This is a genomic window from Phocaeicola massiliensis B84634 = Timone 84634 = DSM 17679 = JCM 13223, assembly GCF_000382445.1.
GTDB lineage: Bacteria > Bacteroidota > Bacteroidia > Bacteroidales > Bacteroidaceae > Phocaeicola > Phocaeicola massiliensis.
This window is the reverse complement of sequence record NZ_KB905472.1, coordinates 1-15391: the sequence shown is the minus strand read 5'-3', so window position 1 is coordinate 15391 and position 15391 is coordinate 1. Positions and strand designations below refer to the sequence as shown.

The 15391-nt window shown below is 37.6% G+C and carries 7 protein-coding genes; all 7 read right to left on the bottom strand.

The genetic code is table 11. The features are described 5' to 3' along the window. Positions 1-45: 45 nt before the first annotated feature. Positions 46-1311 (bottom strand): GTPase HflX, encoded by a 1266-nt coding sequence (hflX, locus tag HMPREF1534_RS18705; RefSeq protein ID WP_005935384.1) that lies wholly within the window; start codon positions 1309-1311, stop codon positions 46-48. Between the two features lie 125 nt (positions 1312-1436). After that, complete coding sequence (locus HMPREF1534_RS18710) at positions 1437-4334, bottom strand: M16 family metallopeptidase (RefSeq protein ID WP_005935381.1); 2898 nt, start codon at positions 4332-4334, stop codon at positions 1437-1439. Positions 4335-4416: 82 nt separating this feature from the next. After that, positions 4417-6261 carry a hypothetical protein gene (locus HMPREF1534_RS18715; RefSeq protein ID WP_005935378.1) on the bottom strand — a complete coding sequence of 615 codons (1845 nt, stop codon included), beginning with the start codon at positions 6259-6261 and terminating at the stop codon, positions 4417-4419. Between the two features lie 30 nt (positions 6262-6291). Then, positions 6292-7893 (bottom strand): RagB/SusD family nutrient uptake outer membrane protein, encoded by a 1602-nt coding sequence (locus tag HMPREF1534_RS18720; RefSeq protein WP_005935376.1) that lies wholly within the window; start codon positions 7891-7893, stop codon positions 6292-6294. A 21-nt stretch (positions 7894-7914) separates the two neighbouring features. Further along, positions 7915-10884 carry a SusC/RagA family TonB-linked outer membrane protein gene (locus HMPREF1534_RS18725; RefSeq protein ID WP_005935374.1) on the bottom strand — a complete coding sequence of 990 codons (2970 nt, stop codon included), beginning with the start codon at positions 10882-10884 and terminating at the stop codon, positions 7915-7917. A gap of 293 nt (positions 10885-11177) precedes the next feature. Continuing rightward, a complete protein-coding gene (locus tag HMPREF1534_RS18730; protein WP_005935371.1) occupies positions 11178-12641 on the bottom strand; it encodes a RagB/SusD family nutrient uptake outer membrane protein in 1464 nt (487 codons plus the stop codon). A gap of 11 nt (positions 12642-12652) precedes the next feature. Then, positions 12653-15376 carry a SusC/RagA family TonB-linked outer membrane protein gene (locus HMPREF1534_RS18735; protein WP_081619622.1) on the bottom strand — a complete coding sequence of 908 codons (2724 nt, stop codon included), beginning with the start codon at positions 15374-15376 and terminating at the stop codon, positions 12653-12655. Positions 15377-15391: the final 15 nt, after the last annotated feature.

Below are 15391 nucleotides of genomic sequence, written 5' to 3'. Positions count from 1 at the left end.
TTATCCTTCTACTGCATTCACTTTCAGAAATTTTCACCTCTTCGGCTACAAAGAGACATCCGTTTCGTCATAAGTCTGATAAAGGAAATCATTATAAGGGTACTTCTGCACATGGAGTTCCCTTACCTTATTATATATGACCTCCTTCAGTTCTTCCAAATTAGTTTTCTCTTTTGCCGAGATGAAAATACAATTATCATTCAATTTAGCCATCCACGTATTCATCAACTCATCCAAAGTAATGTTTTCCTTGGTTTTAGGAGTCAAATCGTCTTCCGGTTTCTCGATATAAGTGTATGCATCTATTTTGTTGAACACAATCATAGTGGGTTTACCACCGGCACCTAAATCCGCAATGGTTTTGTCTACTACCGCTATTTGTTCTTCAAAATCAGGATGCGAAATATCTACCACGTGAATCAACAAATCCGCTTCACGCACCTCATCCAATGTCGATTTAAAAGAATCGACCAAATCTGTCGGCAACTTACGGATAAACCCTACCGTATCCGTCAAAAGAAAAGGTAAATTATCAATTATGACCTTGCGCACGGTCGTATCCAACGTAGCAAACAACTTGTTTTCTGCAAAGACTTCACTTTTTGAAAGCAGATTCATCAATGTCGATTTTCCTACGTTAGTATATCCTACCAACGCCACACGTATCATTCGGCCGCGGTTTTTCCGCTGAGTCATTTTTTGCTTATCAATCTCTGCCAAACGCTCCTTCAATAAAGACATACGGTTCAAGATGATACGGCGGTCCATTTCCAATTGTGTTTCACCCGGTCCACGCAAACCTACAGACCCTTTTCCACCACCGGCACCTGATCCACCGCCCTGACGCTCCAAGTGTGTCCACAAGCGTTGCAGACGGGGCAACATATATTTGTATTGAGCCAGTTCTACTTGAGTTTTGGCATTTGCTGTTTGCGCACGCATGGCAAAAATATCAAGAATCAGTGAAGTACGATCCAATATCTTCACCTTCAGTTCAGCCTCAATATTCCGTATCTGCTTTGCAGAAAGCTCATCATCAAAAATCACCATTCCGATTTCTCGTTCTTCCTCTTCCTCCCGATGAATATATTCCTTAATCTCTTCCAGTTTCCCTTTACCAACATAAGTCACAGAGTTGGCAGACGGTAACTTTTGAGTATACCTCTTCACAACCGTTGCTCCTGCCGTTTCTGCCAAGAACTCCAATTCGTCCAGATACTCCATTGTCTTCCGTTCATCCTGAGTCTGCGTAACAAGACCTACCAGAATAGCCGTTTCGACTTGTGCTTCAGATATTACAAATTCTTTCATTTATCTATGATTATAAATAAGTTCGCGACAAATATAACAAAAAAAGAGGATGAACGTTGAACGTTCATCCTCTTTTTTATGATTCTTCTGAGATATGAATCCTCCTGTTCAATTCTATAAAAGAACTAAAACATGGTATCTTTTTCATTAAAGAGTTTTTTCTCGTTCAGTCTTATTACTTTTCCAAATTTCTTCAACGCATCAATACTTATATCCTTAGGATTTCCCAAAACTCCGATTATAATCGGCTTGCCCTTGATATTCTTTTGATAATAATCCACAATATCCGGGAATGTCAAGGAATCAATCAAAGGTAGTTCCTCCTTATCCGGATCGTCAGTATAGCCCCTGCGTTTCCATTCCGCTATCCGGAGACTCAAGTTACGAGAATCAGGGTGATCGGTCAAAGCTGATTGGCGCAAGTAGCTCTTTATATTATCAATACGTCCCGGTCGTTCAGGCATATCCGTCAATAACTTCATATATAAATCAATAGCGTCAACAGCCTTGTCATTTTGGGTACCGATATAACCGGAGAAATAAGTCTGCGCTCCCGGAAGCCCGCGCGAAGAGGCAAAACCATAAGCGGTATACGCCATAGAATTCTTTTCACGAATCTCATTCATTATCAATCCGCTGAAACCGCCACTGATATACTGATTAAAAGCCTCACGCCTTACATTCTCTTCCCGATTATAATCTCCCATAGGAATATAGAAATAAATCTGGCTTTGTCGGGCATCACTGTTAGGAAGGAAATAAACCGTATTTTCCATCGGGCTTATCATATCCTTCATAACAGGAGAGGAACTCTGCTTCTCGCCCGCCACCAAAGGCAGTGAAGTACTCAGCACCTGATAGACGGTTTCAAAAGGCAAGGTACCCGAGTAGTGGATTTCCGACGCATAGGCCGTAGCACGATTGATATCACCGGTCAATTCCGAGAGGTTCAGCTCCGTCAGTTCCTTGTCGGTCAGCTCCGATTTATAATCAGACTTATCACCATACATAATATACTGACGCAAGGCATCTGCCAGCAAATTGACATTTTCCTTGCGGGTAATACGACCGCTTATCACATTCCCTTCCAGACTCTTCAACTGTCTTTCGTCCAGTTTAGGCATCAGTAACTGGCGGGTAAGCAACTGGCAGGCCTGTTGAAGTGCATTCTCATAACCGCGTAATGTCACATACAGATAACTGTCATCGGCATCCACGACACACGTCGCATTCAATTTGCTCAACTCTTCTTTCAGTTCTTGGGGCTCAAAGCTTCCCATAATACCGGCATTGTTCATCAGCGAAGCGGCATACTCAAGCCGAGGGAAAATCTCCGAACCGACACCGTATTTCAATAATAAAGTAAACACCTCATTCTCCTCATTTCGGGTATAATACACATGAGAATAGTCATTAAGCTTACGTTCCTGCACCCTACTCCAATCAACAAACTTTTCCTCTACCTTATTAATAGCCATATTCTTGAACTGACGGGCATACAGAGAAGACTGTCCGACAGGTGGCTCAATGGGCATATAGTCAGGCTTCTTAATCTTCTGGCTCTTGTCCGGCTTACCCTTCTCATTGTAAATAGCAAGGTAATTGCCTGTCAGATACTCTCTCGCAACCCGTTTGATATCATCAACAGATATTCCCATGACGACATCTTTATAATTCAATACCTGATTGATATCCCGCTCATTGACAAAGGCATCCTCCAAAAGGTGGGCCTTAAAGTTATTGGATTCCATACGCAAGTCAAAATCCCGACACATACCGGATTTGACGGTCTCCACAACCCATGGTTCAAAATCGCCTTGGGCTATCTGCCGAATAGCCTTCAGCAGCTTCTTTTCAACACTTTTGTTGGATTCAAAACGCCTTTGATTATTATCATAAGAAGGAACACCGGTAATAATATTTCTTCCCTGTTCACGAAATGTCACGGGCGAGGCATCCCCTCCCAAAAGTTCACCATCAATCGTCAGTTTGTTCAGCAGACCGGTCTGACTGCCATTACTGAGCAGTTGCATACAGATTTCCAACGCAGTTTCATCCTGATGACCGTTCTTCACCCCCTTATAGACCAGCATGACAGAGGGATACCGAGAAAACTTGGTGTTGTATTGCACACGCCCCTTGATGTCCAAATCAGGATAGACTTTACGCTCGGGAGTAGCTTTGGAATGTAACTTACCGAAAGCAGCGGCAATGCGTCCCATTATTTTCTTGGTATCAACATTCCCCACCAAAATAAGAGCCATATTCTCCGGGGTGTACCAATCATTGTAGAATTTGATAAGCTGACTCAGGCGGGGATTCTTCAAATGCTCCCCCAAACCAAGTATTGACCGTGAGTAAGGATGTCCGGCAAATGCCTGTTGCATCATAAACTCACCGGTTTGGCTGTTAGGATTATCTTTGTTGCGATTATACTCTTCATAAACAGTTTCCAACTCATGCTGAAATGTACGAAAAACAGGATTTACAAACCGTTCGGAAGAGATTTCCAGCCATTTGTTTATCTGATAAGGAGGAAAGGTATTATAGAACACTGTATAATCTAAACTTGTTCCGGCATTAAGCCCTGTTCCGCCCATTCCTTCAATGAGTTCGGAAAACTCATTAGAAAGGCTGATCTTACCTGCTTCAATAGTAAGGTTATTAATTTCCTTTCCGATAACTTCTTTTCTGACAGGATCATTCTCCCCGGCCATTTCATCATATTTAGCTATGATTTGTTCATAAATGGGAGCTTCCTTTTCCCAGTCGAGTGCACCGATCTTCTGTGTACCTTTGAACATGACATGTTCCAGATAATGAGCCAGACCGGTATATTGTTCCGGGTCATTGACTGCACCGGTGCGAACAACAACTTCTCCAAACACATCTGATTTGCCCGAATCTTCCCAAATAAAAACAGACATGCCGTTTTTTAACTTAAAAGTCTTGAGCCCCTGTGCTTGTACTTGAAAACAGAAACACATTGATAATAGAAGAAAGATATGAACGAAGTGTTTCATAAGATTGAGTTTTTGGTTATTATGTAGAGCCATATAACAATAGTGCACCCTTTTATAGGATGCACTATCATTTTATTGAGTTTTAGTATTTAAAATTACGTACTTTAACCACTCTTTGAGTATCGACCTTTTGTCCTCTTACATGCATAATTCGATAATCAGGAACAGACATTAATGAATTCCCTGCAAAAACAGACTTCTGCAAAGAGTTCCAATTAAATGTAGAAACCGACCTGTTTGTTTTTTGCAATGCATTCATGTCTATTTTCCAAGCGCCATAGATATTGGCTTTATACATCTTTTCACCTAAAACAATTGCTAAAGCCTCTTTCGGAAAAGTTATAATATTATTTTTATAAGTACCACATACTCCTGCAACCTTAACCTCTTCCAATGTCTTTCCTTCATCCAAATAATAACCAGCCATGGAATATATACCAATCTCTGCATCTCCTAAATCTAATCCTGTTGACTGAAGCTCTATATACACTCCTTCAGGATCTGTTGCATTAATTACAATATTATGATTCCCATCAGCAAATACTGCTCCTTCAACTTCTCCATAGAAACTTTCCGGTCCGTAAGGATTCTGCAAGCGGAACATTCCGGGTTGCTCCTTATTCTCATATATTTCTACAGGATAAGAAGCTACGTCATCAGCACTTTCAGTCTCAAAATAAGAAGTAAATACAAAATCGTCTGTATAGCCACAATTGCCTAATGAAACCCAAGGATTCGGTTTACCTGCCGGTTCAAAATCAAATATTAACGCATTATGGAGTTGCACTTCTTCATTTTCATTATAAGTAACAGCTACAACAGTGTATTTCCCAGCTTCAGATAATGGAAATGCTATGCTATTATTCCCTTTAACTTCTGCAGACTCAATACTTCCATCAATAATACCATTAGCAACTTTATCTATTTCATTATCAGACAATGCTCCGGCAACCAATACATATTTATAAAAATCCACATCCGTACCTGCAACGAAACCAATAACCGCATTGTCCTGTTTATCAAGGTCAATATAATTTCCTTTATTAGTCATTGTTATACTGTAATCATATTGTTTGAAACCATCCAATTGGAATGTTTCAACTCCTTGACCAAAATAACCAGCTCCAACATAATAAATCAAATTTAAAGAAAACAGTCCTGTTTCAGGATTAAAAGTACATGGATATTTTTCGTAACTTCCCGTTTTTCCCTCAATATTATCGATATAATAAACGATATCAGAAACATAAACTGCACCATATGTACTATGAGTAGCCACCTGAGTTTCTCTATACACTTTAGCTTGGTTGGTAGACTTATTATAGTCAATAATAAGTTCTGTATCTTTATTTGCTCCCCATGGAGAAATTTTAAACTGAAATTGGTTAGCATCAAGTAATGATTGCTTGCGATAAATATCATAACTATCTTTACCTCCCCAATACAATGAATATGTATAAACGCCAGTACCAAATTTTTCCCATGCTCCCCAGGGGGCGTACTGAACATTTAAAACCAACTCAGAATTACCATACTCCGAAAGTTCAGAGTTTCCGTCAATAGCAAACGAAATAGGATACTTCTTTTCAGGTTCTAACTTGTCAAAATCAAAACTTACAGGTATTTCAGCTTTAGTTGTCCCTTCAGCAAAAGTTACAGAAGACGGTATGGTGAAAATACCACTTTCATCCTGACTAGTGATATTTACTGTTAATGCCCCCTTGGGGGATATACGATAAATACTCACCATAAAAGATTGCTGACCTGTTTCCAATGAAACAGTCGATGCCTCATCAGTAGCGAAATAAACCTGCGCATTCTCCGGCTTTTGCGCCGGAGTATAATCAGCTTCCTCAGTACAAGATGTAATACCAACAATTGCACTCAGAAAGAATAATGCAGATAATAATGTATTAATAGATTTCATAATATTTCTTTTTATACGTTAGCTCAAATTTTATTCAGCTTTATAACAATCACTAGGATCGGGATTTTCATAACCAAGAAGTGCTTTGTTATTATTTTCCTCTGTTTGAACGATACAAATATTCATCCAAGCCGGGCGGGTTGTAGTATTAAAACGCCCTATTGCATGATGCATACTTCCTTCATAAGCTCGAGTAACAGGTAAATTCAGTCGTTTAATATCAAAGAAACTTTGTCCTTCTCCCCAAAGTTCCACTCGTTTTTGAAAAACGATTTCTTCTACAACATCATCCTGATTAGTTACTTTGCATTCATAAGATGGATAACGATAGCCCTTCATAAAACTATTGATTAAAGAGACACCATCTGAAGCATTTAAGTGAGCTGCTGCTTCCGCTTCGATAAAATACATTTCTTCTATACGCATTAATGGGAAAGAAGTTGCAGACCCTACATTATAGTCAGAAACATTTCCTGAACCCGGACGGAATTTTAAAGAAGCATATTCTGCCATATCTACCGCACTACTAGGATTGCAATATTCGTTCTGACTTTCCAAAGCACTACCTTTAGGAGCTTTCCATGAAAGTTTACGGAAGTCCTTGTCTGAAATCTTGTTGTAGAAGCGAACATCTGCCATCGGTACAGGACCAGCACCTGCGTATCCATAAGCAGCTTCACCCGACATCCATGAAGTCCAGTTTATAATACCGGATTTAACAACATCATCTTCTTTTTGTACACTTGCCCCCCACATCCAAGATGTAGCAGAAATATCATTAAAACCAGAAGTAGTATTAGTCCAATCGGCTTTATTTGTCGGTACATAATTACCGGTATCGATAGCTTTACGTGCATATTCTTTTGCTTTTGCATAATCTTCGACCCACATATACAGACGTGCTTTCAAACCATAAATACATGCCAAATCGGGTAACGTTTTCTTAGGACGACTGAAATACTTAATATATTCTTCTGCTTTATCCAAATCTCCTTCAATGAATTCGAGCATCTTCTCACGAGAGACACGAGGGTTATTTCGCGCTTCTTCCTCAGTAATAGATTCTGTAACAATAGGTACCGTCAAATGCAATACATCATTACCATTCGAATTAACAGATGAAATCTTGTCATTCTCCAAAAATTCAAACATACGTGCCATATCAAGGTAAATAAAAGCTCGATATCCATATGCAGCTCCCAAATATCCTAACAAAGTTTCATCTGTTGTATTAGGATCAACACCTGCAATTAATTTATTACTTGTTTGAACAAATTTCCAGAAGTAGTTCCAAATCCATTGTGTTGTCAAGTAATTCGGACCTATATACTGATTATGCTCCCATGCTGAATAGTGGTCATAATTACTTTCATTAATAACCATTTCTTCTGTCATAACATCACGGACATGCATAATAGAGCCATATCCCCAGTCATAATCTCCTGCATTCCAGGTTTTGTAATCATTGACAAAGGCTGGCATTGCCCATAACAAAGCTTCTGTTGCTTTTGAAGAAGAAGTTAATTGTTCGTCTGTTGCAGAGTTAGTAGGGAACGTTTCCTCAATACAACTACTAAGCAGTAATGAAGAGGAGCAACATATACCCAATATGATTTTTGATATTTTTTTCATAATGTATAAGTCTTTTGTCATTTAAAATGTAACTGTGATACCTCCCGAAATAGTACGGATAGGAGCATAATAGGATGCCGTTCCTGAACCACTGATGCTTTGACGCGGGTCTAATCCCTGACGTTTCGACCAAGTCCATACATTGTCACATGCCAAATAAATACGCAGCTTTTCCAATCCCATTGGACGACATAAATTAGAAGGCAACGTATAGCCCAAGTTTAAATTCTGCAAAGTCAAATAAGAAGCACTAGTCAGGAATCGGTCTGAAGAAGCTGCTGAATATGAATCTGCAAACTGGAAACGAGGTATGTTAGAATTAGGATTTTCAGGACTCCAAGCATTCAATAAATCTGCATGCATTACATTTCCTTTTCCCTGAGAAGTAGGAGAATTCATAGCACTTTGATAGTCTCCATCATAGCATTGACCTCCCAATTGATATGTAAAATCTACAGAAAGGTCGAACCCTTTATAAGTAAACGTAGTACCAAAACCACCGTATACATCAGGTAATGCAGTTCCACACAGATAAGTAGTGGCATCTGAATATTTTGTTGTGGTTTCACGCTCTCCATAAGTACCATCCTCATTCTTCTTTTGTATATAATACAAAGCTTCGCCATTCTCATTAACACCGGCATACTTTTTCAAATAAAAAGTATATAATGGTATATCCTCACCATAGAAGTAGTTTCCACTAGAATAACCTCTTGTTCCGTCAGGCATTGTCATAGTTTTGCGTTCTTCCGGTAAATATGTTACCTTATTCTTATAGTTAGTCATATTTAAACGAATATCCCATGTAATATCGTTTGTTTTGACAACAGTTCCATTCAACTCTAATTCCACGCCTCTATTGCGCATATCACCAATATTTGCATAATAAGAAGTATAACCAAATGTAGGAGGCAATGGAAATGAGAATAACATATCACTTGTTTTACGATAGAAGAACTCTACGCTACCCGTCAAACGGCTATCAAATACCTCGAATTCTATACCGGCATTAAAGTTACCATTAGTTTCCCAAGTAATATCTTTGTTACCCATTGTTTCCGGTACAGCTGCCGGGTTTCCACTAGAATTTCTGATGGTATATACATTTGCATAACGGTAATTACCAATGTTATCATTACCCTGAGAACCATACGAAGCCTTAAGTTTCAGCATATTGATCCATGAATAATCAAACCAATCTTCTTTAGATATCAACCAAGAAGCACCGGCCGACCAGAAATTACCCCAACGATTATCAGGATGGAAGCGTGAAGAGGCGTCGCGACGATAAGAAGCTGAGAAGAAATATTTTCCACCATAATCATACATAACTCGTCCAAAATACCCCTCTCTGTTCAATAAGGTAGTATAAGAATCCTGTGAACCATCAGTAACAGCTCCGGCTAACTCATGATTATTAGGGTCAAACATATTAGATTTGCTAGCATTCAAATTATAATATTCATATCTATTATATTCATGACCTAACATTACATTAATATTGTGTTTGCCTATTTCCTTCGTGTAATTAAGCAGTTGCTGGAAATTATATGCAAAAATACGAGCATGAGTCTTACTTACAATACCGTTAGATGAAGCATATGAACCATAATACGGATTGGTTACTGTGGTAGAACGCCCTTCATCCACATAAACATCATTAGTACTAGTAAATTTAAAATCTTTCAAAAAACGAATTTCTGCAAATACACTTCCACTAAAAGAATTACCGTTACCTTCTCTTGTATTTAAAATGGCATCAGACAACGCATTTGACTTAGTAAATGCGGGACGTTCCAGACCTGCATTTGTTTTATCACCATAGTCATACATTTTAAGTCCATTTTTATCATACATAATATTACCTTTTCCATCACGGATATACAATGGATAAATAGGTGCTATTCTAGTAGCAGCAGCAAATACATTACCGGAAGAAGCAGAACTACCATCTTCTCCCAAAGAATTTGAGTCATAGTGAGTATATGATGAATTAACCCCTATTTTTAACCATTTTGTTGCCTGATAATCGGCTTTTACACGTCCGGTTAAACGGCTATAATCTGAATTTGGAGAAATTCCTTCATTCTTTAAGTAACTGAATGAAGTATAAAAAGAACCTTTATCTGTTCCTGCCGCCACACTGAAATTATATTCTTGACGAAGACTAGTTTTATAAGCTTCATCCAACCAATTATCCGGAATAAGTAAATAGTCTTGCCCATTATAGTTAACCATATTGCCTAAAGTAGCATTAGGATTTAATTTCCCATTTTCTCCGATCATATACTGACCTGTAGGAATTGTATATACATTATACCCCAAACCATAACTATTTGAAGCACATAAATTTTGATTTGCCAATAAATGGGCTTGAGAAGGAGAATATGACTTCTCATTTATAAAATAATCCTTTAATCCCTTATAATACAGCTCATAATATTGAGCCGGATTATCAATGGTTTTATAATCTTGAGTTGCACGTGTATTCACCCCCCATTTTGCATCCAAAGTAACAGTAGCTTTTCCCGAAGTTCCTTTTTTAGTAGTAATCATAATAACACCATTGGCACCACGTGCACCATACAAAGCATTAGAAGCAGCATCTTTTAGTACAGTCATGGATTCAATATCCTGTGAATTAATGTTATTTAAATCACCTTCATAAGGAGTTCCATCTAAAATAATCAAAGGCGAGTTACCGGCAGTAATAGAAGATATACCACGAATTAAGATTGAGGGAGAGTTTTTACCCGGTTGACCTGAACTTGTTCTTATCTGTACACCTGAAACTTTACCAGTCAACGCTTCAGTAGCATTCGAGGTCTGTACTTTTCCAATCTCATCTGCTTTTATCACAGAGGCAGAACCTGTAAAAGCAGATTTTTTTGCTGTACCATAGGCTGTAACAATTACCTCTTCAAGAGTCTCAGTATCAGGTTTTAATGTAATATTCAAATTAGGTTTTATTGCTACTTCCTGAGATTGCATACCTATAAATGAAATTACCAAAGTTTTTGCAGAACTAAAATTATATATAGTATACTGATATATAACACTTTATTTTTTTAGATAAGATTTTACTTCTCCTTTACAATACCTTCAAATAGCGATATTATGAACTGTTTTCTACCTGGATTCTACCATCATATGTGATTCCGATACACTTTCTGTATGCAATTATTTGATGTCGATTTATTTACAAAAAAAATAAAAGAGACCATCTCAAAATATTTTTGAGACAGTCTCTTTTTTAAGTTAGTGAGTAATCTATTTTCTATATATTACCAATTACCTTCTATATTAGAATTGGCATTCATATCATTATTAGGAATTTCCCACAAGAAGCGTTTGTCAGAAGCCTCTTTGGTGAGTTCAGTATAGTCGGCTCCAATCATCAAAATAGCTTGGTTTTGTGGATCATGACGTTGAAGACCATCATGCCATCTTTTCAAATCATTCATTCGCTGACCTTCGCCAACAAATTCACGAATCCATTCATTCTTTATTTCCTTAAACAGAGCATCACCTGTCGCAGTTACTACGCTTGCACCACGTTGAGTTCTCAAATCGTTTAAGTATTTCAGGGCATTTACCTCATCATTAGCCTGATAGGAAGCTTCAGCAGCGATTAGATATGCTTCGGCTACACGGAATACTTTTGGCATTTGATAATATTCATACTCCGATTTCTTCAGTTTGGGATTGCCCGGATACTTGTTTAACATATAAACATCATCAACTGTTGTTTCAAGGCAGGTAATTTTATCCTTACGATAATATACTTCTTTTCTGATATCACCATCCTCATAAAGATCTAATACCCATTTTGAAGGAATAAAATCCGGGTTAAAACTTTCAGTTGTAGTACTATAAGAAAGGTATAATGACATAGAGTTAGCACGTTCATCTACAGATTGGAATGACTTAAAAATAATTTCAGAGCTTTCATCATTTAACCACATATTGCTAAACATGTTTGCATCTGCAACCAAAGGGTATTTATCAATCAATCCTTTTGCCAATGTAATGGCTTCAGCGTAATTGTGCATATACAAATCAACACGCGCTTCAATCGCATCAATCACATCTACTGTAAAATAAACGGAATTAGCTTCACCTTTAGTAGTTAGGTTAGCGCGTGCCTCTTTAATATCCTGTTTAATTTGCTTATAAGTATCTTCCAATGAAGAACGTGACGGCTTGCCCTGAGGATCCATTTCAAGAACCAGCGGTAGACCTTTAGCTGACGCAGCTGTTGCCGGTTCATAATCACTTGCAAAACGGGTTACTAATGTATTATAACAAATAGCACGCATTAAATAAGCCTCACCTTTAATCATATTAAGAGTTGCTTTATCCTCTTCTTTTTCAGCTGCAATTTTATCTATATTAGCTATAATATTATTACAATTATTAATTGTATAATAATTATATTGCCAAATATCTTCAACATCATATTGAGCAGCTGTAAAGTCCCAACGATGCATATCTCCACCACGGTTAGAATAGGAGATTGTTGCATTAAATAAATCTGACTGCTGGTCTGCAGTATAGGTATAAATTCCTCCATTGATAGATTTGAAGTAGGAATAAATACCGTTACGGAATTTAACCGCGTCGTCTACAGTCTCCCAAGATGTCTCTGTAGAGATACTATCATTAGGATATTGGTCTAAGTCACACGATGTCACAGTCAGGACAAGAGATGACGACAATATTATAGTTTTGAATATTTTACGTATCATAATTTAAATATTTAGAATGTTAATTCAGCACCAATTGTAAATTGCTTTGTATTAGGATAAGCACCATAAGTCAAATTAGTATCCAATTCAGGATCCGCACCTTTATAATTTGTAATAGTAAACAAGTTACGTGCTGTAGCCATAATTCTTACTCCCTGTATTACTTTGGTTGGCAGTAACCAATTTTTAGGCAAAGTGTACGACAATGAAATATTCTTCAGACGCAAGAATGAAGCATTTTCCAATAAGTGAGTATCAAATTGCATAACATTTCCATAAGCAGGAATATCAGTAATATCACCGGGTTCCTTCCATTCATTCAACACATCTTTTGATTGGTTATATCCGGCAAAATTATAAGGATTGGCTGCAAAATAATAGTCATTGTTTACCATATATTTTCCTAATACCCATGCAAAATCAGCATTCAGGCTCAAGCCCTTCCAAGAGACATTTAATCCAAAACCACCATTATGGGGTGCATAACGTTTTTTACCGGTAGCCTGCTGAAGTCGTTCTTCATCATACTCTTTGGTTGTCTCACCATCCGTTCCCGGTATATACCACATTTGCTGACCGTCAGCAGGGTCTACTCCGGCCCACTCAGCCATATAATATTGTACAGGTTCACCGACATTGTATGACACCAAATAATTGGGCATCGCCCATTCATCATAACCATAGAATAATTCAGTAATCTTATTCTTATTATATGCATAGTTCATATTAAATCCAACAAACCAATCTTTTGTTTTGAGCAAATCGAGCGAAACAGCTATTTCAACACCGGAGTTGGTCATTGAACCCACGTTTTGAGTAATAGAACTGAAACCTGAAGTATAAGGAACAGGTACATCCATTAACATATTAGAGGTCTTCTTATTATAATAAGTCAGTTCGATACGATATTTGTTCCAGAAGCTGGCTTCTATTCCGATATTAGCCAAAGTTTGTTTTTCCCATCCCAAATCTCCATTACCGGGAGTATTAATTTTCCAACCTCCTTGTGCATTATATAAATTAGTACCCACTAATGCCAAGTGATCATAGTTGCCGATAGAAGAGTTACCGGTAGTACCGATACTGGCTTTAAGTTTTAAATCAGACAAAAAGTTTACGTCCTCTAAGAAACTCTCTTTTTTCATATTCCACATCAAACCTCCTGACATAAAGATAGCATTTCTGTTGTCCTTACCAAAACGAGAAGAAGCATCATTACGGATGGAGAAATCTGCAAAATACTTGTCATTTAAAGCATAGTTGATACGTCCGAAGAATGACAAGAATTGATAAGTATAGAGATCATTTTCGTCAGCTCCTAATAAAGTAGCTGCTGTACCGGCTTCCAACATACTTAGACGATCATCACTTTGCCCGGTTGTTTCTGAACCGAAACGTTGATAATCGTTTTTAATACCTTCTTGACCTATCAAGATTGTAAAATCATGTATATCTTTAATCTTGAAGTTATATTCGGCAGTATTGGTAATTGTCAATTTAGCATTTCTTCTAAAGGCTTCATAGGTATATCCTCCCTGAGTAGCATTAGGATGTGAAGCCAAACGTTTAGAAGTTTGTCTGAAATCATAAGCTTCTATACCAAACTGAGAACGAATAGTCAATCCTTCAATAGGATTCAACTGTATGAAAGCAGTACCGTCCAATTGAGCTGTGTTTGAAGATGAAGGTTGCTTGTCTGACAAATAATATGGGCTATATCTGTTCAAGCCGGGAATAACATCCAGTTTAGAACCATCTTCTCCATAAGGATTATAATAAGTAGGATTCAAAATAGTACCAAAGATACCACCATTCAAATTATTTGATCCCTGATATGTAAATAATGAAGTTTGTTGTTCATCGTAAGTTGCACCGAAATTAGCTCCAAAACGCAACCAATCTGTTGGTCTTGATTCCAAATTAGAACGGAATGTATATCTATTATATTCTGAACGAGGAGTTATACCATCTTGAAAATAATATGAACCGGATACATAATACATTGTTTTATTACTACCACCTTGGATAGATAAGTTGGCTTGATAAGTCGGTGCGTCATCTTTAAAAAAGTAATCTTCCCAATTGGTATCGATACCCGAATTGATATACTTATCATAAGTTTCTTGTTTAATGATACCATGTGACAACTGGTAGTTAAGTAATTCTGTTGAATTCATTGGATTACTTACTCTTCGTGCCAATCTAGCCGTACCATAGTTACCGGATGCTGTAATCACAGCTTTTTCACCAATTTTTCCTCTTTTTGTAGTAATATAGATTACACCATTAGCAGCACGTGAACCGTAAATAGAAGTTGCCGAAGCATCTTTCAATACAGTAACACTTTCAAAATCATTAGGATTCATCATTACCATTACACTTGAACTAACCGGAGTTCCATCCAAAACATATAAAGGTTCATTATCTGCAGTTAGAGAGCCTACACCTCTAATATATGAACTTGAGCTAGAGCCCGGTTCACCAGAACTAGTATAAACTTGTAAACCTGAAACCTGTCCTTGTAAAGCATCCATAGCATTAGCTACAGGTTTTGCTGATAATTTTTCCGAATTTACTTTTGCAACAGAACCGACAATACTACCAATTTTTTTGCCGCTACCATAACCCAAAACGACTACTTCTTCAAGTGTTTCTGTATCAGGCTTTAGGATAACATTCATAGTCTGCTTTATAGGTAATTCCTGAGATTGCATACCTATAAATGAAATTACCAAAGTCTTTGCAGAACT

What these genes read in the sequence shown, in the direction of transcription:
- hflX (WP_005935384.1), bottom strand. Translation starts at nt 1,311, where the DNA reads ATGAAAGAATTTGTAATATCTGAAGCACAAGTCGAAACGGCTATTCTG.
- HMPREF1534_RS18710 (WP_005935381.1), bottom strand. Translation starts at nt 4,334, where the DNA reads ATGAAACACTTCGTTCATATCTTTCTTCTATTATCAATGTGTTTCTGT.
- HMPREF1534_RS18715 (WP_005935378.1), bottom strand. Translation starts at nt 6,261, where the DNA reads ATGAAATCTATTAATACATTATTATCTGCATTATTCTTTCTGAGTGCA.
- HMPREF1534_RS18720 (WP_005935376.1), bottom strand. Translation starts at nt 7,893, where the DNA reads ATGAAAAAAATATCAAAAATCATATTGGGTATATGTTGCTCCTCTTCA.
- HMPREF1534_RS18725 (WP_005935374.1), bottom strand. Translation starts at nt 10,884, where the DNA reads ATGCAATCTCAGGAAGTAGCAATAAAACCTAATTTGAATATTACATTA.
- HMPREF1534_RS18730 (WP_005935371.1), bottom strand. Translation starts at nt 12,641, where the DNA reads ATGATACGTAAAATATTCAAAACTATAATATTGTCGTCATCTCTTGTC.